The organism is Bacillus sp. AR13-1, assembly GCF_008042285.1.
GTDB classification, from domain to species: Bacteria; Bacillota; Bacilli; order Bacillales; family Bacillaceae_G; genus Bacillus_A; species Bacillus_A mycoides.
Window position 1 is genome coordinate 69,440 of sequence record NZ_QNUA01000005.1, and the last position, 22,982, is coordinate 92,421.

Annotated in this window: 22 protein-coding genes; 7 read left to right on the forward strand and 15 right to left on the reverse strand. The window is 36.8% G+C overall.

The window, feature by feature from the left end; all coding sequences use genetic code 11:
* Positions 1 to 126 precede the first annotated feature (126 nt).
* Positions 127 to 1,242: a citrate synthase gene (gene citZ, locus DN408_RS02130; protein ID WP_012261808.1), complete on the reverse strand. Its 1,116-nt coding sequence runs from the start codon at positions 1,240 to 1,242 to the stop codon at positions 127 to 129.
* Between the two features lie 435 nt (positions 1,243 to 1,677).
* Positions 1,678 to 2,139 carry a DUF441 domain-containing protein gene (locus tag DN408_RS02140; RefSeq protein WP_000625507.1) on the reverse strand — a complete coding sequence of 154 codons (462 nt, stop codon included), beginning with the start codon at positions 2,137 to 2,139 and terminating at the stop codon, positions 1,678 to 1,680.
* A 431-nt stretch (positions 2,140 to 2,570) separates the two neighbouring features.
* Here DN408_RS02140 and ytvI point away from each other — a divergent pair, with 431 nt between their 5' ends.
* Entirely contained in the window at positions 2,571 to 3,689 is a 1,119-nt protein-coding gene (ytvI, locus tag DN408_RS02145; RefSeq protein WP_002129361.1) for a sporulation integral membrane protein YtvI, read from the forward strand.
* Positions 3,690 to 4,163: 474 nt separating this feature from the next.
* On the opposite strand, the gene DN408_RS02150 is transcribed toward ytvI, so the two are convergent.
* The 8 genes from DN408_RS02150 to dnaE all read right to left on the reverse strand — a co-directional run bounded on the left by DN408_RS02150 (position 4,164) and on the right by dnaE (position 15,034).
* Positions 4,164 to 4,553, reverse strand: coding sequence for an FxsA family protein (locus DN408_RS02150; protein ID WP_002129362.1), 390 nt, complete (start codon positions 4,551 to 4,553; stop codon positions 4,164 to 4,166).
* A 231-nt stretch (positions 4,554 to 4,784) separates the two neighbouring features.
* Positions 4,785 to 6,542, reverse strand: a complete 1,758-nt coding sequence (gene pyk / locus DN408_RS02155) for a pyruvate kinase (RefSeq protein WP_002015497.1) — start codon at positions 6,540 to 6,542, stop codon at positions 4,785 to 4,787.
* Between the two features lie 53 nt (positions 6,543 to 6,595).
* Positions 6,596 to 7,555, reverse strand: coding sequence for a 6-phosphofructokinase (gene pfkA, locus DN408_RS02160; RefSeq protein ID WP_002015498.1), 960 nt, complete (start codon positions 7,553 to 7,555; stop codon positions 6,596 to 6,598).
* Between the two features lie 128 nt (positions 7,556 to 7,683).
* Positions 7,684 to 8,658, reverse strand: coding sequence for an acetyl-CoA carboxylase carboxyl transferase subunit alpha (gene accA / locus DN408_RS02165; protein WP_000818787.1), 975 nt, complete (start codon positions 8,656 to 8,658; stop codon positions 7,684 to 7,686).
* Positions 8,646 to 9,515 (reverse strand): acetyl-CoA carboxylase, carboxyltransferase subunit beta, encoded by an 870-nt coding sequence (accD, locus tag DN408_RS02170; protein WP_002015500.1) that lies wholly within the window; start codon positions 9,513 to 9,515, stop codon positions 8,646 to 8,648. Before accD ends, accA begins: the two co-directional genes overlap by 13 nt.
* Positions 9,516 to 9,700: 185 nt before the next feature.
* Entirely contained in the window at positions 9,701 to 10,345 is a 645-nt protein-coding gene (locus DN408_RS02175) for a FadR/GntR family transcriptional regulator (RefSeq protein ID WP_002129364.1), read from the reverse strand.
* Positions 10,346 to 10,359: 14 nt separating this feature from the next.
* Positions 10,360 to 11,568: an NADP-dependent malic enzyme gene (gene ystJ / locus DN408_RS02180; RefSeq protein WP_161793975.1), complete on the reverse strand. Its 1,209-nt coding sequence runs from the start codon at positions 11,566 to 11,568 to the stop codon at positions 10,360 to 10,362.
* 133 nt (positions 11,569 to 11,701) lie between these two features.
* Positions 11,702 to 15,034: a DNA polymerase III subunit alpha gene (gene dnaE, locus DN408_RS02185; RefSeq protein ID WP_033707218.1), complete on the reverse strand. Its 3,333-nt coding sequence runs from the start codon at positions 15,032 to 15,034 to the stop codon at positions 11,702 to 11,704.
* A 42-nt stretch (positions 15,035 to 15,076) separates the two neighbouring features.
* Here dnaE and DN408_RS02190 point away from each other — a divergent pair, with 42 nt between their 5' ends.
* On the forward strand, positions 15,077 to 15,490 hold the full coding sequence (locus DN408_RS02190; RefSeq protein WP_002015507.1) for a YtrH family sporulation protein: 414 nt from the start codon (positions 15,077 to 15,079) through the stop codon (positions 15,488 to 15,490).
* On the forward strand, positions 15,487 to 15,990 hold the full coding sequence (ytrI, locus tag DN408_RS02195) for a sporulation membrane protein YtrI (RefSeq protein WP_002088948.1): 504 nt from the start codon (positions 15,487 to 15,489) through the stop codon (positions 15,988 to 15,990). The genes DN408_RS02190 and ytrI overlap by 4 nt, the downstream gene beginning before the upstream one ends.
* A 52-nt stretch (positions 15,991 to 16,042) precedes the next feature.
* On the opposite strand, the gene DN408_RS02200 is transcribed toward ytrI, so the two are convergent.
* Positions 16,043 to 16,975 carry a DHH family phosphoesterase gene (locus DN408_RS02200; RefSeq protein WP_002167586.1) on the reverse strand — a complete coding sequence of 311 codons (933 nt, stop codon included), beginning with the start codon at positions 16,973 to 16,975 and terminating at the stop codon, positions 16,043 to 16,045.
* Between the two features lie 315 nt (positions 16,976 to 17,290).
* Here DN408_RS02200 and DN408_RS02210 point away from each other — a divergent pair, with 315 nt between their 5' ends.
* Entirely contained in the window at positions 17,291 to 17,596 is a 306-nt protein-coding gene (locus DN408_RS02210; protein WP_002129367.1) for a YtpI family protein, read from the forward strand.
* Between the two features lie 8 nt (positions 17,597 to 17,604).
* On the opposite strand, the gene DN408_RS02215 is transcribed toward DN408_RS02210, so the two are convergent.
* Both DN408_RS02215 and DN408_RS02220 read right to left on the reverse strand, forming a co-directional pair.
* Positions 17,605 to 17,868, reverse strand: coding sequence for a DUF3949 domain-containing protein (locus DN408_RS02215; protein ID WP_002034294.1), 264 nt, complete (start codon positions 17,866 to 17,868; stop codon positions 17,605 to 17,607).
* Between the two features lie 213 nt (positions 17,869 to 18,081).
* The gene (locus DN408_RS02220; RefSeq protein WP_002034295.1) at positions 18,082 to 19,395 is read right to left on the reverse strand and encodes a DRTGG domain-containing protein; all 1,314 of its coding nucleotides are present in this window, start codon (positions 19,393 to 19,395) and stop codon (positions 18,082 to 18,084) included.
* Positions 19,396 to 19,642: 247 nt separating this feature from the next.
* On the opposite strand from DN408_RS02220, the gene DN408_RS31265 reads away from it, so the two are divergent.
* Positions 19,643 to 19,801, forward strand: a complete 159-nt coding sequence (locus DN408_RS31265; protein ID WP_002184837.1) for a hypothetical protein — start codon at positions 19,643 to 19,645, stop codon at positions 19,799 to 19,801.
* A gap of 40 nt (positions 19,802 to 19,841) precedes the next feature.
* Here the strand turns inward: DN408_RS31265 and DN408_RS02225 are convergent, their stop codons facing one another.
* Positions 19,842 to 20,525: a metal-dependent hydrolase gene (locus tag DN408_RS02225; protein ID WP_002129370.1), complete on the reverse strand. Its 684-nt coding sequence runs from the start codon at positions 20,523 to 20,525 to the stop codon at positions 19,842 to 19,844.
* A gap of 149 nt (positions 20,526 to 20,674) precedes the next feature.
* Here DN408_RS02225 and pepQ point away from each other — a divergent pair, with 149 nt between their 5' ends.
* Both pepQ and DN408_RS02235 read left to right on the forward strand, forming a co-directional pair.
* Positions 20,675 to 21,772, forward strand: coding sequence for a Xaa-Pro dipeptidase (pepQ, locus tag DN408_RS02230; RefSeq protein ID WP_002184836.1), 1,098 nt, complete (start codon positions 20,675 to 20,677; stop codon positions 21,770 to 21,772).
* Between the two features lie 157 nt (positions 21,773 to 21,929).
* Complete coding sequence (locus DN408_RS02235) at positions 21,930 to 22,760, forward strand: DUF2785 domain-containing protein (RefSeq protein WP_078177712.1); 831 nt, start codon at positions 21,930 to 21,932, stop codon at positions 22,758 to 22,760.
* 13 nt (positions 22,761 to 22,773) lie between these two features.
* On the opposite strand, the gene DN408_RS02240 is transcribed toward DN408_RS02235, so the two are convergent.
* The gene (locus tag DN408_RS02240) at positions 22,774 to 22,980 is read right to left on the reverse strand and encodes a hypothetical protein (RefSeq protein ID WP_002129372.1); all 207 of its coding nucleotides are present in this window, start codon (positions 22,978 to 22,980) and stop codon (positions 22,774 to 22,776) included.
* Positions 22,981 to 22,982 lie beyond the last annotated feature (2 nt).

Consider the following 22,982-nt stretch of genomic DNA (forward strand, 5'->3'; position numbering starts at 1 on the left):
TGAAACTGAGGGAATAACCCCTCAGTTCAAACCGTTAGTCAAATTTAAATATTCTAATCATTACATCTTCCCAAAAAAATCAGACTTTTGAAAGCGTATTTTCACTATCAAAATAGTGTTTTTCGCTTATCGTTGCGCTAGCGGAACGTACACTTGATGTGTCGGTCCATCATAATCAGCACGCGGACGGATTAAACGGTTGTTTTCATATTGTTCTAGAATATGAGCTAACCAGCCTGACATACGGCTAATTGCAAAGATAGGTGTAAATAAGTCATGGTCAATTCCTAAACAATGGTATACAGAAGCTGAATAGAAATCAACATTTGGTGGAAGACCTTTTTCTTTTGTTACAATGTCTTCAATTTTGATAGACATATTATACCATTTGTCTTCTCCTAAAAGCACGCATAATCTCTTAGACATTTCGCGTAAGTGTTTCGCGCGTGGATCACCATGCTCATATACGCGATGACCAAATCCCATAATTTTCACTTTATTTTGAAGAGCATTATGAATATATGATTCTACATTTTCTTCTTCGCCAATTTCAGTTAACATCTTCATTACATTTTCATTTGCCCCGCCGTGAAGAGGACCTTTTAATGCACCGATTGCTGCTGTAATACCAGAATACACATCTGAAAGTGTAGCTACGCAAACACGTGCAGTAAATGTAGAAGCGTTTAACTCATGATCGGCATGAAGTACAAGTGCCTTATCAAAAGCCTCAATTTCAACTTCATTTGGCTCACGATCATTTAACATGTACAAGAAGTTTGCAGCTAATGATAGATCTTTTCTTGGCTCAACAACATCTAAACCTTTGCGAATTCTTGCATAAGCCGCAATTAAAGTTCCGACTTGAGCCTGTAATTTAACCGCTTTCAAATAATTAGACTTTCCATCCATTATTTCAGCGCTCTCATCATATAATGATAGCATGGAAATCGCAGTTCGTAAAACCGACATCGGGTGCGCGATTTTTAAATCTACTTGTTTCAAATATGTTAAAACCTCACCTGGTACCTTATAGTATTCAGATACTGTTCCACTAAATTCCGCTAGTTCTTTTTCGTTAGGAAGCTTGCGGTGCCATAATAAGTACACTACTTCTTCGAACGTAGCATTCTCAGCTAAATCATCAATATTATACCCAACATAAGTTAATGTATCATCAATAATAGAGCTCACAGATGATGTTGTTGCTACTACCCCTTCTAAACCTCGAATAACAGTCATGACATTCTCTCCTTTTCCTGAAAATTCTCCCAACCTTGCTCCTTATATCTATTTGCTCCCCTTATAAATTATGAACGCTCGTTCACTCTTTAGGCAAGCAAAATGCACGTTCATGCAAATTTATTGCGATGTTCCCCTCTTTTTGTCCATTGCTTACATGGAAAGCATGAGCGTGAATGTCTCCCCGAATCCTCACGCTCAGAACAACAAGTTAGTGAGGAAAATGAATTCCGAAGAGTTTATGATAAAAACAACATAAAACAATATCATTATAAAATTGTTTTATGTTGTTTTTATTTTATGTTGTGTTTATTTTATCTGGTGTAAAGTCTCTGCTGTTATGTAACTTTTCAAAGTTTCTAATCCTATTATAAACAATTATCTGACTTTTGTGAACAGAAAGAATTCAAAAATTTTATATTACTATAAAATTCCTTATTTAAACATCTGTATAATACTCATAACTGCATAGGCAATTCCAGCCCCAATTAATGGACCTACAGCGACTCCATTAAATAAAGCTACAGCTATAATTGTCCCAAAAACAAGTGCGGTTGTAATATGTGGGTCCGTCGTCAATAATTGTACGCCGCCTTTCGCTAACAAAGCGACCGCCACACCTGAGGCTAAAGCAATCCATGCATAATACGATTTCGCTGCTTCTCCGAGTTGTTTAAAGCCTATTTCCCCTGTCGCAATCGGTACGAGCACTGCTATTGTAATGACTGTTACACCAAGGTTAATCCCTTTCGTTTGTAGATAAGGAAAGACTTTATCTCCTAAAAACGTAAATTTCAATAAGAATAACACTCCAATAGCTACAGTAAGCGATTGGTTTTTAGCAATAAGTCCTATAATAAGTAGTATGAATAAAAATAACGTTGACTGACTAATCATGTTTGCACTTCCTTTCTGAAAATAATGAACTCGCTTCCAAACAAAAATACCTTTAAACCTATCGTTATACATGCTATATCGATGCGTATTTACCAATTATAATAAAGAAACAAATTGATTTTCATGCGCATTTCAAAATTACAAACAAGACTTTAACCAGAAAAAAATAAAGCATGCATATACATTTAAAAGCGGATGTCTCTCCTTTCTTTTATAATAAGAAACAGGTAAAATAAAAAGGAGAGAAAATGAAGTTTTTACCATATAGTAGAAGCATCACCAACAAGCTTCTGTAGTCATTAATCCGCTGCAGAAGCAGGCTAAATCCATCATTCCACTATAACATAAAGTGAAACTTTGATCAGTGAATCTCACTAGTTATAAGTTGAACGAATTAAGATAATCCAAATTGGAATGGGAGGTATACATCTTTGAACCGAAACTTACTATATATGATATTACGACTCATATTTGTCATTGTAGCAACGGTAGTTGGGTTCTATGCATTGCTGTACATGTCAGGTCTTATCTACCCTTTTATTATCGCTTTTGCATTCGCTTATTTGATTAATCCTGTCGTCAATTTCCTTAATCAAAAACTACAATTCCCTCGCGCATTAGCGGTACTCGTTAGCTTAATTCTCGTATTCGGAGCTATCGTTGGACTTGTTACATACCTTGTAACTGAAGCAATATCTGCCACAACGTACTTACTACAAATTGTTACAGTTAAGTTTCCAGATATCGTTGCATTCGCCCAACAATTTGCACTTAATCATATTATGCCTCTCTATGATGATTTAATCTCTAAATTTAATCATCTCGGAGAACCACAGCGATACACTATTACACAAAACATTCAAAACTTAGGCACCGAAGCAACGACACAAATGAAAGAACTTTTAACCGCCATTATAAGTGGGTTAACAAATTTCATTAGTGCATTACCAACAACTTTAACTGTCCTTGTCTTCGTCTTATTAGCCACCTTCTTCATTAGTTACGATTGGCACCGTCTTGCTCATAAAGTAAGAAAACTTCTACCTAATCGTTTGCATGGATACGGAAAAACTATTTTTGTCGATTTAAGAAAAGCTTTGTTTGGTTTTGTTAAAGCGCAACTTACACTCGTATCTATGACAACTATCATTGTACTAATCGGCCTTTTAATATTACGCGTGCCATACGCAATTACTATCGCGATTATTACAGGGGTTGTAGATTTACTCCCGTATTTAGGAACTGGAGCCGTATTCGTTCCTTGGGTTATATACGTATTTTTCACAGGCGATACTGCATTCGCCATCGGTCTTCTCATCCTATACATCGTCGTGATTGTCCAAAGACAAATCATGGAGCCAAAAGTACTTTCATCTAATATTGGACTAGATCCATTAGCGACACTCATCGCTCTATTTGTCGGCTTTAAGCTCTTTGGTTTTTTAGGATTAATCATCGGTCCAGTCATATTAGTACTACTTAATACATTACACAAAGCTCATGTATTCCACGACTTATGGAAATTCATTAAGGGTTCACCATCAAAATAATATTTCCTAATTCATACACAATAAAAAATCAACTGTAATCAGTGGGAAATTCCCACTGATTACTCACTGTACTTTTTTGTACTACCTACATCTATAAGAGAATTTCCTAAAAAAGGATAATCCTCTTATTTTTTTGCATAAAAACGCATATTTTAGGACGAAAATACATTTTTATTCTATATATTTTATAATTATTACTTACATTTATTACTTTTTATGTAAACGAATAAATATACAAAATGAGGCAGATGAACCCTTTAATCAGTAATTTTTCTTCTCCTGTCTAACTTCTGCTCACTAGTCGAATCTTACTACAAGCAAAAAACAGCATCCTAATGTAACACTTTTCATTCACAAGAACCCTCTGCATCCTATCGTTTAATAACTAACAAAAATCCAACCCGAGCAGGAAGCTAACGATTGACTATAAATAGCAAATAAAAAAATAACGCGTAGATCGCTATAATCTACGCGTTATTTTTGAACAATAATAGTAGTTCTCTTTCTAAATTTCCAATCAATCCACTTCATAACAGCCGGCTTCAATAAAGCCCTCGTTATAGGAACAACAAAGATAAAACCTATTATATCCGTCACATATCCAGGCAGTACTAAAAGAATACCTCCTACGAATATAAAAATACCATTTAGAACCGCATCACCCGGCATTTCTCCTCTATTTAGCCTAAATTGAATCTCTCTAAGTACTTTAAACCCTTGTCGTTTCGCCAAATATACACCCACAATACCCGTAAATACAATCATAGCGAACGTAGACCATAAACCTATTACATGACTCGATCCTATTAACACCGTAATCTCAATCGCCGGCACTAAAATAAGTAAGAACAGTAACCACTTCATAGCTCGCACTCCTTCATATTTCATTTAAAAGGTTTGAAAGTATCACCCTTGCAAAACCCCTTATAAGCCCCTTAAAACGCTCATACAAGCTTCATAAAGGACAAATAACCCTCTTCCACTAAACATTATAATAAACGTTTTTCAAAGCGATTTCAGGTATTTAAAGCTATCTCTATCCTTTTTTGTGTAAAAAAAAGAGAAGGACTCCGATCCTTCTCTCCGTATTACTTCTTATAGCACTTCCGCATGTCCATTATAAACAATTCCGCGTGCTGCATCAACTGTTACTTCTTGGCCATTTTTTAAAGTTGTTGTTACGCCGTTTACACCAACGATAACAGGAATACCGATTGATACACCTACAACAGCTGCATGGCTTGTTAGACCGCCTTCTTCTACAACTAGAGCAGCAGCTTTTTCAATTGCAGGAATCATATCTTTATCTGTGCTTGTTGTAACAAGGATATCACCTTTGTTTACGTTCGCTACAGCTTCAGCAGCTGTTTTCGCTACAACTACTTTACCTTTTGCAGATTTACGACCGATTCCTTGCCCTTTAGCAACTTTTTCACCAACAACGTGGATTTTCATTAAGTTTGTTGTACCAGTTTCAGCAACTGGAACACCAGCAGTGATTACTACAGTATCTCCAAGTCCGATTAGACCCGCATCCATACCTGTTTGAATTGCTGTATCTAACATTTCGTCAGTAGAAGCTGCACGTTTCTCAGACATAAATGCTTGAACACCCCAAACAAGTGCAAGACGACGTCCTACTTGCTCGTCAGATGTTACAGCTACGATTGGAGATTTCGGACGGTATTTAGAGATCATTTTCGCAGTATGTCCACTTTCTGTTGGAGCTACGATTGCAGCTACATCAAGAGCAAGTGCTGTGTGCGCAACAGATTGGCTAATTGCATCTGTAATTGTTGGTGTGAACTCTTTAATACGTTTTTTGAACATATCTTCATATTGTAATGATTTTTCAACACGTACCGCAATGTTAGCCATCATTGTTACAGCTTCTACAGGGTATTGACCCGCAGCAGTTTCACCTGAAAGCATGATTGCATCTGTTCCATCGAAGATTGCGTTTGCTACGTCACTTGCTTCCGCACGAGTTGGACGTGGGTTACGTTGCATAGAATCTAACATTTGTGTTGCAGTAATAACTGGTTTGCCTAATACGTTACATTTTTTGATTAGACGTTTTTGTACTAATGGTACTTCTTCTGGTGGAATTTCTACACCCATATCACCACGAGCAACCATTAGACCGTCAGAAACTTCTAAGATTGAATCGATGTTGTCGATACCTTCTTGATTTTCGATTTTTGGTACGATTTGGATGTATTGAGCGTTATGCCCTTCTAATAATTCACGAATTTCTAATACATCAGATGCTTTACGTACGAAAGATGCTGCGATGAAATCAACTTTTTGCTCGATACCGAAAACGATATCTTGCACGTCTTTTTCAGTGATACCAGGAAGCTTAATGCTTACGTTTGGTACGTTAACACCTTTTTTATTTTTTACAGTTCCGCTGTTTAATACTTTTGTACGGATGTTTCCGTCAGCTTTCTCGATTACTTCTAGTTCGATAAGACCGTCATCGATTAGAATACGAGAACCTGGATCAACATCATCATAAAGACCAGCATAAGATACAGAGAACTTCTCTGCAGTTCCTAATACTTGTTCAGTAGAAAGAATTACTTCTGCACCTGTTACAAGCTCAGCTTGTCCGTCTACGAAGTCATGTGTACGGATTTCTGGACCTTTTGTATCAAGTAAGATACCAACTGTTTTACCAGTTTTCTTTGAAGCTTCACGAATATTTTTAATACGAGCTCCATGCTCTTCATGGCTACCATGAGAGAAGTTTAAACGAGCAACGTTCATACCCGCTTCCATTAATTGCTCTAATTTCTCAATACTTTCACTAGCAGGACCTATAGTACATACAATTTTAGTTTTACGCATATTGCACCTCCGAAAATTATGAAACCGTTCCCAAATACAAGGCATTAAGCCGATTAGATAGATAATTCTTTAGATAATTGATACATATCTTTATCGATTGTATGCTTTTGAGCTAACGCTTCGATAATGTCATGATCAACAAGTTTATTATTTTGAATACCAACACAACGTCCGCCATTACCAGCAATTAATAATTCAACTGCTCTTGCGCCAAGACGACTAGCTAATACACGGTCTTGTGCACTTGGTGATCCACCACGTTGTACGTGACCTAATACAGTTACACGAGTATCAAAGCTTGTTGCTTCTTCAATGTGCTTACCGATGTCAATTGCACTTCCAACACCTTCAGCTACAACGATAATACTGTGCTTTTTACCACGTTCACTACCGCGTTTCAGACGAGAGATAACATCTTCCATGTCATACTTTTCTTCTGGAATTAAGATAGTTTCTGCACCATCAGCTAAACCAGCCCATAATGCGATATCTCCAGCGTGACGTCCCATTACTTCGATAACATATGTACGTTCATGAGATGTAGCTGTATCACGGATTTTATCAATTGCATCAATAACAGTATTTAAAGCTGTATCAAAACCAATTGTGAAGTCTGTTCCAGGGATATCATTGTCGATTGTACCTGGTACACCTACACATGGGAATCCTTGCTCAGTTAATTTTTTTGCGCCTTGGTACGAACCATCTCCACCAATAACGACAAGTCCTTCAATACCATGTTTCTTTAATTGCTCGATTCCTTTTAGTCGTACTTCTGGGTCTTTAAACTCAGGACATCTTGCTGTATATAATTTTGTACCACCACGGTGGATAATATCGCCAACAGAACCAAGTTCTAATTTTTCAATATGACCAGAAATTAAACCAGCGTATCCATGGTAAATACCATATACTTCAATATCATGGAAAATCGCTTTACGAACAACTGCACGAATGGCAGCATTCATACCAGGTGAATCTCCACCACTTGTTAATACACCAATACGTTTCATTTGTACTCACCTCATAAAGATTATTTGCCTTATAATAAAATAACACGAAAAAATACAAAAACACAATGGAGAAGATGTGTCTTTTCATAATAAAAACGTGCATTCGCGAAGAGGAACGCACGCTTTTCTTATTTTATCCCAATGGAAGCGTTTGAAAACGAAACTTGCCCAATTTTCATATATTTTTCATAACGTTTTTCGATTAATTCATCTTTCGAAATTCCGCTTAATTGTTCAAAAGTTTTCTTAAGCATTAAATCTATATTTTCTGATTGTTTCAAAACATTACGATGTGCTCCGCCTTTTGCCTCTGGAATAATTTCGTCAATTACACCTAATTCTTTCAAATCTAATGCTGTAATTTTCATCGCTTCTGCAGCTTCTTTTGCTTTACCAGCATCTTTCCAAAGAATCGCCGCCGCACCCTCTGGTGTAATAACAGAATAAGTGGAATTTTCCAGCATATGAATGTAATCTCCTACTCCAAGACCTAACGCACCACCGCTACCACCTTCACCGATAACGATACAAATAACAGGTACAGTTAAACCCGCCATTTCAAATAAATTACGGGCAATTGCCTCACTTTGTCCACGTTCTTCAGCTGCTTTACCAGGATAAGCTCCCTTCGTATCGATGAAACAAATAATGGGACGATTAAACTTTTCCGCTTGTTTCATTAGACGCAGTGCTTTTCGATATCCTTCTGGATGAGGCATCCCAAAATTACGACGAATATTTTCTTTCGTATCTTTTCCGCGTTGGTGCCCAATTACAGTTACGGGCATCCCCTTATATTTCGCAATGCCGCCGACAATCGCTGCATCGTCGCCAAATAGGCGATCTCCATGACATTCAAAAAAATTAGTAAATAAGTGCTCAATATAATCGAGCGTTGTCGGTCGTTCTGCATGACGAGCAATTTGAACACGGTCCCATACTTTCATATTGCCGTATATATCTTCCTCTAGTTTTTCTAGCTTGTCTTCCAAAATACGAATCTCCTCACTGAAGTCCATCTGGCTGTTTTTCGTATAGTCTTTCAGTTCACGAATCTTATTTCTTAGCTCAACAACTGGTTTCTCAAATTCTAGCTCTGCCATACAGCCATTTCCCCTCCTTGATGAACTTCTAAAATCTTACGGAGTGATTCTCTCATATCATCACGATGCACCACCGCATCTAATTGACCGTGCTCTAGTAAAAATTCTGCCGTTTGGAAATCTTCCGGCAGTTTCTCACGCACTGTTTGTTCAATTACGCGTCTACCAGCAAATCCGATAAGTGCACCTGGCTCTGCAAGATTGTAATCACCAAGTGAAGCGAAACTCGCTGAAACCCCGCCCGTCGTTGGGTGAGTCATAACAGAAATAAATAACCCTCCTGCATTACTATGCTTTTTCAAAGCTACGCTTGTTTTTGCCATTTGCATTAAACTTAATATCCCTTCTTGCATACGAGCACCACCCGACGCAGTAAAGATAATAAATGGAACTTGTAAGTCGTATGCCTTTTCAACCGCACGGGCAATTTTCTCTCCTACAACAGAGCCCATGCTGCCCATTCGAAAACGAGAATCCATTACTGCAACAACAACAAGCATGTCATCAATTGTTCCTTCACCAGTTACAACCGCTTCATTCAATTTAGTCTTCTTACGATCGTTTTCTAGTTTCTCTTCATATCCCGGAAACTCAAGTGGATTTAGTGAAACCATCTCTTTGTCATACTCACGAAATGAACCTTCGTCCAATATACTATCAAGGCGTTCCCATGCATTCATCGGATGATGATATCCACAATTCACGCATACTTTTAAATTTTTAAGAAGCTCTTTCGTATACATGATTTTTTTACATTTCGGACATTTTGTCATAACGCCATCTGGTACATCTTTTCGTACTTGTTCTGAAGGTATTGCAGCGTACTTTTTCTTTTTCACGAATAAATCTCTTAGCACAATTTGACCCCCTTCATTGAGAGCTAAGGTTAGCGTAAGAAGAAAATGGGGCTAACACCAATGTTTGATGTTAGCCTTATCTTCTCAATCTGTCTAATAACCTCTCTCTTTACGTTTAACTTTAACCGCTATGCGGTAGAATGTTTGTCATAACGTGTCATGGTCATTTCGACAAATTTTATACATTACGAGTGAAACTGTATATTCTCTACTAATTCATCGTAAATTTTTAACGCATCATTTTCTTGTTTCACTTCCAAAGTAGCATAAAGCTTTCTATACATTTCGATAGAATCTCCTGAAACTTCACAAGAAAGAGTTGCAACGTAATCATTTACGATCATCCAAATGCGATAGAGTAAATAATTATTGAATTGTTCAATAAGTGTTTTAAAGAACGTTTGATGAAGCACCGGAATTGAGCTTTCATTTTCTTCAAGCACTTGGTGTAATTTACTTAGTACTTCAGAAAACGTTTCTTTCGGTAAATTACATACAAGTCGAATCATATCTTTCTCAAGCAATCGTTTTGTTTGTAATAAATCACGAATTGTTTTCTCATCTTGCAGCAAGAACGGAGCAATTAATTGTACAAGACCGTTATCGTAAAAGTTTCGAATAAACGTTCCCTCACCACGTCTCGTTTCAATTAATCCTACCAGTTCTAACGCACGTAATGCTTCTCTTACAGAGGAACGTCCAACATTTAAGCGTGAACTTAACTCACGCTCAGATGGCAAACGATCCCCTGCTACTAAACAATCCTCTTCCATAATGGAACGGATTTTTTTTACAATTTCGAGATATACTTTTGTATTTGATGATGTCAATGGAAATTCCTCGCTTATTCTTTACCAATCAGCGCTAATTGTTTTGTTTTCTCAGCGACTTCATTTGGATCTACTTGACGGCGAGCTACTCCTGTCTCCATTGCTGCTTTCGCAACGTAAGCCGCTACTTGAGGCGCTACACGCGCGTCAAATGGTGCTGGAATGATATGATCTGCATTCAACTCATCCTCTGATACAAGCTCTGCAATGGCCTGTACAGCTGCCATCTTCATTTCTTCATTAATTTGTGTCGCATGTACATCAAGTGCACCGCGGAAAATACCTGGGAACGCTAGTACATTATTTACTTGGTTCGGGAAGTCAGAACGACCTGTTCCAACAACAGCTGCGCCCGCTGCTTTTGCCAATTCTGGCATAATTTCTGGAACCGGATTCGCCATTGCAAAAATAATTGCATCGTCATTCATTGTACGAACCATCTCTTCAGTTAATGCACCTGCTGCAGATACACCAATGAATACGTCCGCACCTTGTAAAACATCAGCTAAAGAACCTTCTATACGACTCTTATTTGTATATTTTGCAACTTCATCTTTCACCGGATTCATACCGACAGGACGACCTTCATAGATTGCACCTTTACGGTCACACATAATAACGTCACGTACACCATAGCGATATAAAAGTTTAATGATTGCAATACCTGCTGCACCTGCACCATTTGCGACAACTTTAATGTCAGACATTTTCTTTCCAACTAACTTCAGCGCGTTCACAAGGCCTGCTACTGTTACGATAGCTGTTCCGTGTTGATCATCATGGAATATTGGAATGTTTGTCTCTTTTTTCAAACGTTCTTCAATAACGAAGCAGTTTGGCGCTGCGATATCTTCTAAGTTTACACCGCCAAAAGTTGGCTCCATTAATTTTACAGTTTCAACAATTTTATCTACATCGTTTGTATTTAAGGCAATCGGGAATGCATCTACACCAGCAAAGCTCTTGAATAATACAGCTTTACCTTCCATTACTGGAAGAGATGCTTCAGGTCCAATGTTACCAAGACCAAGTACAGCCGTTCCATCTGTCACAACTGCTACCATATTTCCCTTCATTGTATATTCATATACCTTACTTTTATCGTCATAAATTTCTTTACAAGGCTCTGCAACCCCTGGAGAATATGCAAGACTTAAATCTTTTGCATTTTCTACTTTTACTTTTGATACAGTTTCTAATTTTCCTTGATGCACTTTATGCATGTGAAGTGCTTCTTCACGAAGTGTTGACAAACTATCCACTCTCCTCAAATTATGCTTGCTGATATCAATTTCTCCAAGTGGTCTGACCACGAACACTACTACTATAATAATCGAAGTGTAGGGAAATTGTCCATTATATTTTCACAACGACATTTTCGTCACCGACAATTTCACGAAGTGCTCCTAGACATTCTTCACTTGGATGAATCGATAAACTTCGAGATAATTGTACCATTTTATGTTCCTTTTCATAATAAATTAGTACTTTCGTAAAACCTGAATAATCAAACAATATTTTAGTAACTTGATTTACAAGCTTTTTTTCATATTGAGACGGCAATTTCACGTAAACAGACGCTTCTTTCATTCCTTCATAAACATCCATTTCTTCTAGCGGATATAGTCCATTCACGATCCATTGCAACTTATGATTTCTTTGCTCGATCGTACCATCAACTAAAACGATTGCACCTTCTTGTAACCTGTCCGAAAAATGTATATACGTTTCTGGAAAAATAACGGCTTCCATTTCATCATTTTGATCACAGAATGTAATAAACGCCATCTTTTGCAACTTTTTCGTACGAATAACTTTCACACTTGTTATATATACGATCGCTCTTTGTACTTTTTTCTTATGTCGCATCGCCTGAGCAAGAGATGGAATTTCTAATTCTTTTCCTAGTTCCGCATACTGCGCTGTCGGATAGCTAGATAAATAAAAACCGAGTGCTTCCTTCTCTTTATTTAACTGTTCAATAAAGGATAGCTCTTCTCCTTGTACGTATTTTGATTTCGGAACAGCATCCCCTAAATCAAAATCACGTGCAAGATTTGCATACTCCAACGCTCCTTTAAGACTTCTCCATAACGTCGTCCTCGAAACACCAAAACCGTCAAAACAACCAGACCAGACAAACGCTTCTAAATTTCGCTCTGTTACAAATTTTGATGGCATACGAAGACAAAACTCAAATAAATCTTCGAACATTTTTTCCTCTCGTTCTTCGAGTAATGCCGTCACGGTAGCCATTCCGATATTCCGAATCGAAAGTAAACTATATCGAATCGCATTTCCTTCTATTTGGAAGTTGTAACCACTTCTCTGAAGAGACGGCGGTAAAACGTGAAAACCTTTCCGCTTCGTTTCTCGTACATACTGCACAATCTTATCTTCATTTCCAATTGCACTTGATAATAACGCAGTCATAAATTCCAGCGTATAATTTGCTTTTAAATATGCAAGCTGATATCCGATCATACTGTAAGCTACAGCGTGACTTCGGTTAAAACCGTAATTCGCAAATCTTACAATTAAATCATAAATTTGTTCTGAAGATGTCTCATCGTATCCATTTTCCAAACAACCTTGAACAAAATGCTTACGTTCTTGATCTAAAATATCACGATTTTTTTTACTCACTGCACGGCGCAGCAAATCTGCTTCTCCAAGCGAAAATCCAGCTAACTTCGATGCGATTTGCATAATTTGTTCTTGGTATACAATTACGCCGTATGTTCTTTCTAAAATCGGCTTTAAATCCGGATGTAAATATTCAATTCGTCTTTTCCCATGCTTCGATTCAATAAAGGTTGGAATTTGTTCCATCGGTCCTGGTCTGTATAACGAGTTAACAGCGACTATGTCTTCAAATTCATTCGGTTTTAACCCACGAAGTACATTTCGCATACCACCTGATTCAAGCTGGAATACACCTGTTGTATCCCCTCTTCCTAACAATTGAAACGTCTTTTCATCTTGCAGAGGTAAATTTCTTATATCAATTTGTTTCCCAGTTTTTTCAACAATAAATTTTATAATATTTTCAAGTAACGTTAAATTACGTAAGCCTAAAAAGTCCATCTTGAGCAATCCAAGTTCTTCTAATGCATCAGCTGGATATTGCGTAACATAAACATCGTTATGCCCTTCTTGAATCGCTACACTTCCCGTTAACGGTTCTTGGCTCATAATAACGCCAGCTGCATGAATAGACGTATGACGCGGTAATCCCTCTACACGTTTTGCAATTTCAAACACACGCTCATGTAACAGATTCCCTTGTATAAACTCACGGAGCGATTGCGATTCCTCATATGCATCTCTTAACGTTATACCAAGCTTTGATGGGATAAGTTTTGAAAATATGTCAATATCTCTTGGCAGGAGCCCCATTACACGAGCAATGTCTCTAATTGCGGCTTTCGCTGCAAGAGTTCCGAACGTTACAATTTGAGCAACACGAAGCTGACCATATTTATCTTTCACATATCGAATCATCTCATCACGTCTTATATCTGGAAAATCAATATCAATATCTGGAAGTGTCACACGTTCAGGGTTTAAAAACCTTTCAAATAATAATTCATATTCAATCGGATCAATATCTGTAATTTCCAATACGTAAGAAACGAGTGAACCAGCTGCCGATCCACGGCCTGGCCCAGTTAAAATATGATTTTCATGTGCATATTTCATAAAGTCCCATACGATGAGGAAATAATCGCTAAATCCCATACGAGAAATAACATTTAATTCATGATCCAAACGTCCTATATGCGCTTCTTTCGGCGTACCATAGCGTTTCTGCAAGCCTTCTTCACAAACACGGCGCAAATACGTATCATTCGTCTCGTTAGATGGAACAGGAAATTTCGGTAATTGATTTACATGGAAAGGAATTTCTACTTGGCAACGTTCCGCGATTGTTATTGTATTTTGAACCGCTTCCTCAGCATGAGAAAATAGTGCTCCCATTTCATCCGATGACTTTAAATAATACTGATCCGTTTTCATTCTCGGTCTATCTGGATCAGTCATTTTCGTTCCGCCTTCAACAGATAATAAACATTCATGAACAAGTGCGTCACTTTGATTAATATAGCGAACATCATTTGTTGCAACGACTGGAACGTTTACCTTATTAATAAATTCAGGCAGTTTTTCTTGTAAAAGCAGTTCATCTTGAATTGCATGATGCTGCAAACTTATATAAAAATTGCTGAACATATTTTGATACGTATGAGCTACTTCTTCAGCCTGACTCTCTTTGTCTTCTAATAATAGCTGTTCAATCTCTCCGTCTTTCCCTGGTGAAATTGCAATTAACCCTTTCGCATAATGAGCAAGCCACTTCTTCGGGATACCTTCTTTTGACTTCGTCATAATGCTGCTAGAGATCTTTAATAAATTTTGATAGCCTATTTCATTCTCAGCAAGTAAGACAAGTGGATAAGACCTTTCTTCTTCTTCACTAAAAATAGAAGCTGTTAAGCCGATAATAGGCTGTATACCATTTTTCTTGCATGCTTTATAAAACGGAATAACTCCATACATAACATTTTCATCTGTAATGGCCAGCGATGAAAATCCAAGCTCTTTCGCCCGAATGACAAGCTCATCAATTTTACAAGCACTTTTTAATAAACTAAAAACGGTTTGACATTGTAAATGCACAAACTTCACTGTTGTACCCTCTCTTTACCTATGTGACTACTTTTATTATAGGTGATGAGGAAAGCGGAAATCAAAACATACTTCTCATACTTTGTCCATATATATGAAGAAGAAAGGGGAATGACGATGGATGTAAGAGAACATACTTTTTTCTCTCTGCTTATTATTAGTTATTTTATTGCCTTTGGAGTTATACTTGGTGGTTCATTAATAGGCGGATTTGGTGCATTTCTCATCGGAAAACCAACTCTAACTTATATTAATCAATTCGCCCAAAATTTAAGAATTTGGGCACTCGTTGCAGCAATTGGCGGAACGTTCGATACCTTTTATAGCTTTGAAAGAAGCTTCTTTGGCGGAGATATGAAAGATATCGTAAAACAAATTCTCCTTATTTTTTTTGCAACTGGCGGTATGCAAACTGGTCTTATTATTATTAAATGGCTTACACAGGAACATGTATGAGAGTACCCAGTGCCAATACAGCCAAAAGGTGGTATTTAGTTTTAGCTGGCGCTGCTGTTGGAGGAGTATTGAGCTGGTTTGTTTTTTTGTACATATACGGTGTATTTCAAGAAGAACAAACTAGTAAAATAGCAGAACAAAAAGAAATTATCGAAAAACAAGAAGCAAAACTCCACGTCCTTCTCGAAGACCAAGAGAAATTGAACACAGAAAATAAACGGCTCTTAACAATTCAAGAAATCAAAATAAAAATTATAAATCGAAAAAAATATGATTTAGACAATCTTACACTTGAAAACATGACCACTTCTATCCATAATGATCTCCAGCATCTTTTAACGAAAAACATTCAAAGCATCGCAAAAAATAAAGACCTGCTCAAAAAAGTCATCGAAAATAAAACGTACAAACATTACGATCGTATATACCGCTTTAAAGTAGACACAGTCTCTTTTGATACCGTACTTGAAATTAGTATTGATATAGAGAAAGAAAAATAAAAAAAAGGAGGGCTTCTGTGCCTCTCCTTCTCTTTCGTTCAACATACAATTTTTATCTACACAGCTCACGTAAATCAGCAAACAGGCGATCTGCTTCTTCCCAAGAAGATGCTTTTGCACCAGAAGCCATCGGATGTCCTCCGCCATTATATTGCATTGCTAATTTATTAATAACTGGTCCTTTTGAACGAAGACGAACACGAATAACATCATCTTCCTCTAAAAATAGAACCCATGCCTTTAATCCATCAATATTACCAAGTGCTCCGACAACACCAGATGCTTCAGTAGAAAGTACATCAAACTCTTCTAGTACCTCTTTCGTTAATTTAATGTACGCTGCACCTTCTTCTACCATCGTAAAGTTTTGTAAAATATAACCGTTCAAACGAGCAATTTTTTCTTTCGTCTTATACATTTCATTGTATAAATCTGTGAATTTTACATCCATGTCAACGAGCTCACTTACGTAACGAAGTGTTTTCGCTGTTGTATTCGGGAATAAGAAACGCCCTGTATCTCCAACAATACCCGCTAAAATAAGGCGAGCTGCTTCCTTTGAAATCGTTAATCCTTTATCTTTTCCATAACTGTAAAATTCATAAATCATTTCACTTGTAGAACTTGCTGTCGTATCCACCCATGTAATATCTCCGTACGGGTCTTCATTCGGATGATGATCAATTTTAATTAACATCTTTCCTTTTGCATAACGCTGATCACAAACACGCTCTTGGTTCGCTGTATCACAAACGATAACAAGTGCATCTTCATATACACTATCTTCAATATCATCCATTACTCGTAAAAACGATAAAGAAGGCTCGTTGTACCCAACCATATAAATATTTTTCTCTGGAAACGATTCTTGCAGAATTGTACCAAGTCCGCACTGAGAACCTAACGCATCCGGATCCGGACGTACATGACGATGAATAATAATTGTATCAAACTCTTTAATTGCTCCTAAAATTTGCTCATGCATATGTATAATCTCCTTTTTATTCAACTTCTTCATTTTATCCCGCATTAACGTGTAGTAAGACTCCCACCTCAAAAGTATTAAAAACAATGGGGCAAAATTAATTTGGAGCCTGGATGCACGTAAAAGCCCGATTGGTGAGGGCTAATAATTAGCACGTGGGATCTCCCCACACTAATTAAAGTTTCACTTTATCCCCCATTATAACGGAAAACATTTCATACATGCGAACAATTGCTTTATAATAAAAGTTAGAAAGTTTAGATTTTTCTTTTTTCTAAATTGTTATTTTTATACCAATCGATGGGAGCGTGTATTATGCCAGTATTCGTCTTTTGTATTATCATCTCATTTGTGTTGTACCTCTTCTATAAAACAAAATTCTTTCGTACAAACCGTCCAATGGAGAAAGGTTGGCTCTCTGGAAAATCCGCAATGGCACTCGGCTTATTCGTCCTATTCTTTGGGATAAACCAATTCTTTTTAGAACTTTCAACTGCACGCATTATCGTTGGTGTTTTGTTTATGTTACTTGGCAGCGCGAGTACATTTAATGGATTCCGCCAATATAAACATTTTCTACCATTAGCAGTCAAAGAAGCCGAATCTTATAAAACAACGTAAAAAAAGCATCAACATTGTGATGCTTTTTTACGTCCCTTCACTTTCAAAATCATATATGCAACAAACGCAGATGGTATATTAAAGGGATTACCTTGCACGTGAAAATGTAATTGTTCTTCTCCAAAAGACATCTGTTTGTATAGTTCTTGCTGAGATAATCCTGTTCGTTTCTTTTTTTCATTTAATCCTTGTAAGTATAAGTATTGAATTGGTATCATCACAAGGAAATAAAAGAGTGCGATACCACCAAAAAAGAGTAATTCTGATGACATATTGCATCCCCCTTCCGTCATCCATTATCTTACAATCTAATTATATCATAGTATACACTCTAAATGGATTAATATTCTGTTTTTTCTAATTATACAATCATCTCTCCTTATATATATATTTCCAGCTAAAACTCCTCCACATCTTTAGCAACAGCTTCAAAACCCAATAAAACAAAAAAGATGGAACAAACCAAAGCGATTTGTTCCACCTTTTTATTTATCGATTAACTGCACCATAAGTAATGCTTTCCCGACAACATTACCTTCATGATGTACTTCTACATCAACCTTACCAAATTTACGGCCAATTTCTAATACTTTCGGATGAACCGATACAACATTATCAATTTGAACCGGTTTTACGAAATAAATTGTTAAGTTCTCAACAATTGAATCGCTCTTCTTCTGCGCACGAATGACGCGGTTTGTTGCTTCTGTCACAATTGTTGTGAATACACCGTAAGATAACGTCCCGATTGAATTCGTCATTTGTGGTGTCACTGAAAATTGATATAAATGCTCATTTTTTGCTTCTTTCGGCGTCATAAATTGATTCGTTACAATGTCATCAATCGTTTCACCAACTTGTGGTTGACGCTGAATCATCTGCAAGGCCTGAAGTACATCTTGACGACTAATGATACCTTGCAATTTATTTCCATCCTCCACAACAGGAAGTAATTCAATACCTTCCCACACCATCATACGTGCTGCAGCTGCGACAGACATTTTTCCGTTTACCGTAATAGGGTGTTTCGTCATAACTTTATCAATCGGTGTTTCTTTCGCAACACCAATCATATCTTTCGAAGTTACGATACCTAACACCTTTTTATTTTCATCCACAATTGGATAACGTCCATGCATCGTCTCTTCATTGTACTCATGCCATTTCTGCACTATGTCACTAGGCTTTAAATATAGTGTTTCTTCAATTGGTGTTAAAATATCTTCAACTAGTACAATTTCTTTCTTAATAAGTTGATCATAAATTGCACGGTTAATTAACGTTGCGACCGTAAATGTATCATAACTACTTGAAATAATTGGCAATTTCAATTCATCTGCTAACTTTTTCACATGCTCTTCTGTATCAAATCCACCTGTAATTAATACAGCAGCCCCTGTTTCTAATGCTAATTGATGTGCGTTCGTACGGTTACCGATGATAAGTAAATTCCCTGCTTCTGTATAGCGCATCATCGCTTCTAATTTCATAGCCCCAATTACGAATTTATTTAATGTTTTATGTAGTCCTTCTCTGCCTCCAAGTACTTGACCATCGACAATGTTAACGACTTCTGCATATGTCAGTTTTTCGATATTCTCTTTCTTCTTTTGTTCAATTCGAATTGTTCCGACACGTTCAATTGTACTAACATATCCTTTATTTTCTGCGTCTTTAATTGCACGGTAAGCGGTCCCTTCACTTACACTTAAATCTTTCGCAATTTGCCGCACAGAAATTTTATGCCCTACTGGCAGGCTATTAATATGTTCTAAAATTTGATTATGTTTGGTAGCCAAATGGTTTCACCATACTTTCTTTTCCCTAAATTCTTCATGTGTTGTATTTTCAGTATACTATATTTCCAAAACTGTTACACTCTCTCTTTGTATGTCTGTACTATTTTTTTTATAACAAAATGCTCCTTACATTACACCAGTCATTCTATTACAACAATGTAATGGTATTGTCATCTCGTTCGATGTTTTGTCCACACGCTTCAATATACAATTAAGACAAGAAATGAAACAAAGGAGCGAATACATTATGAAAAAGTTTTTAGAGGTTATAGGTGCTGTGTTTTTAGCTTTCGTAGATGGGAAAAAAGTTGCGATGGAATTGAATGAAACACCTGAACAGCCACGTACAAAACGAGAAGAATCAGCTAAACAAATACAGGCTTTAAAAACTGTACTACACACATAAAAAACCCTTCACTTGTCATTTCAAATGAAGGGTTTCTTTTTTATAGTGTAATACTTTCTCCAGCTTCTAATACTTTCCCTGTACAATTTTGTAGCTTTCCTACAAATTGATATGGATCTTGTTCAATAACTGGGAACGTATTGTAATGCATCGGTACAACTGTTTTCGCCTCTATCCATTTTGCTGCTAACACAGCATCTTCTGGCCCCATTGTGAAATTATCGCCAATTGGTAAAAATGCTAAATCAATATTATTCAGTTCTCCAATTAACTTCATATCAGAGAATAAAGCAGTATCTCCTGCATGATATACTGTTTTCTCCTCTGCTGTAAACAAAATACCAGCTGGCATACCTGTATATGTAATCGTCTTATTTTCTTCATCAATATAACTAGAGCCGTGGAATGCTTGAGTAAATTTCACTTTTCCAAAGTCAAATTCATGTGAACCTCCAATATGCATTGGATGTGTATTTACACCTTGCCATCCTAAAAATGTTGCTAGTTCAAACGGTGCTACTACAACTGCATTATTTTTCTTCGCAAGCTCTACTGTATCCCCAACATGATCACCATGTCCGTGCGATAAAATAATCGCATCAACTTTTACATCTTCAGCCTTTAAATCTGTTTTCGGATTTCCCGTTAAAAATGGGTCAATTAAAATAACTTTTCCATTCGTTTCAATCTTTACAACTGAATGCCCGTGATACGATACTTTCATCATTACATTCCTCCCCTATTCACATTCACACTTTTTATTCTACATGATTTCTCAATTCCCTGTCTTTTCTAACATCGATTTACTTGTCATAACGCTTTCGTCCGATGTAAAGTTATATTTGTAATTAAATATCTCGGGGGTGCCAATCGATGAATGCTAGATTAGAAAATTTAATGCAATGGCTAAAAGAAAAAAACGTAGAAGCTGCGTTCTTAACTTCTACACCGAACGTCTTCTACATGACAAACTTCCACTGTGAACCACATGAAAGACTACTTGGTATGTTTGTATTCCAAGAAAAAGAGCCTATTTTAATTTGTCCTAAAATGGAAGAAGGCCAAGCACGTAACGCTGGCTGGGCACATGAGATTATCGGATTTACTGATACGGACAGACCATGGGATATGATTGCAAAAGCAATTAAAGATCGTGGTATTGATGCAAATGCAGTTGCAATTGAAAAAGAACATTTAAACGTAGAACGTTACGAAGAATTAACAAAGTTATTCCCAAATGCAGCTTTCAAATCAGCTGAAGAGAAAGTTCGCGAACTTCGCTTAATTAAAGATGAAAAAGAACTTTCTATTTTGCGTGAAGCGGCTAAAATGGCAGATTATGCTGTTGAAGTTGGTGTAAATGCAATTAAAGAAAATCGTAGTGAGCTAGAAGTATTAGCAATCATTGAACACGAATTAAAAACAAAAGGCATACATAAAATGTCATTTGACACGATGGTATTAGCAGGTGCGAACTCTGCTCTTCCACACGGCATTCCAGGTGCAAACAAAATGAAACGCGGCGATTTCGTACTATTTGATTTAGGTGTAATCATTGAAGGTTATTGCTCTGACATTACGCGTACAGTAGCATTTGGTGAACTTTCTGAAGAACAAACTCGCATTTACAACACTGTACTTGCTGGACAACTACAAGCAGTTGAAGCATGTAAACCAGGCGTTACATTTGGTGCAATTGACAACGCCGCTCGCTCTGTTATCGCAGATGCAGGTTATGGAGACTTCTTCCCACACCGACTTGGTCACGGACTTGGAATTAGCGTACACGAATATCCAGATGTAAAAGAAGGCAATGAGTCTCTATTAAAAGAAGGTATGGTCTTCACAATCGAGCCAGGTATTTACGTACCAAACGTAGGCGGCGTTCGTATTGAAGATGATATTTACATCACAAAAGACGGATCAGAAATCTTAACGAAATTCCCGAAAGAATTACAATTTGTGAAATAATAGAAAAGGCAGCGTGATTGCTGCCTTTTTTCTTATTTCCGCTTTAAAACCATCTTCTCTTCATAATGACCCTCCATTCAAAAGCACTTATTTCTTGTCTATTTCTTCCTCTCATTATACTATTAATATACAGAATTTTCTAAAATAGGAGGTTTACATGTTACAACAACAGTTAGAAGAAATTCGTGATAATAATTACGTAATCAATGGTGCACTCAATATTGATTCTTTAAGTTCAAGTATGCTTCAACATATCGGTGTTACTGATAGCTATTTAAGGGACAAACTCATTTACTCTACTTTTTATCATCTAATCAAGAAGGACTATATTTCACACACCCACTTACAGAAACTATTATCAGAAAGCATCAGTGAAAAATATTTATTTTATAAGATTCATTCGGATAAAGACGATACTGTATTTACCCGTGCATTTACAACATTATTAATCGCACTCATTATTGATGCTGATACAAATCATAATTTCTTATCACAGACTGATATTTTAAATGTAAAAGATAAATTAATTCTATATATGAACAAAGAACAGGATTTCCGTGGGTATGTACAAGACCAAGGCTGGGCACATAGTATCGCTCATGCTTCCGATACATTTGAGGCACTTGTTAATAATCCTAAACTGGAAACTTCACATTACGAAGAAATACTACAAACTTTATTAAACAAAGTTTGTGTCCATTCCATTTATTACAAATATGAAGAAGATGAGCGTCTCGTTTATCCGATTGTCGTAATGCTGCAAAATGGCTTGGAGGAAGAAATACTCATATTAGCCCTTCGTAATCTAGTAGCTCAATTACAAGTTCAAAAACCGACACTACATATTGACTCGTATGAATTTCTATACGGAAATATAAAATCTTTCTTGCGCAGCTTATTTTTCAAATTACGTACAATGTCTATATGTAAAAAAACTGAACGTGAAGTTGAAAAATTACTACAAGAACTTCATAAATATTATTACTAAAAAAGAAGGCCACTCAAAAAGTGCCTTCTTCTATCTCACTAATATTTATTTGAAATTTCACAATCCAAACTGAGAAAAGGTGGACAAGAAACGCAAACACCATACATGCTCCGCTTAAAAAAGTTAATATAGGATGCGAATACACATGCCCTAATCCATAAGATGCTCCTACGAAAAACATTGTTATGTAAATATAAATTGCTCCATGTATTTGCCTCATAT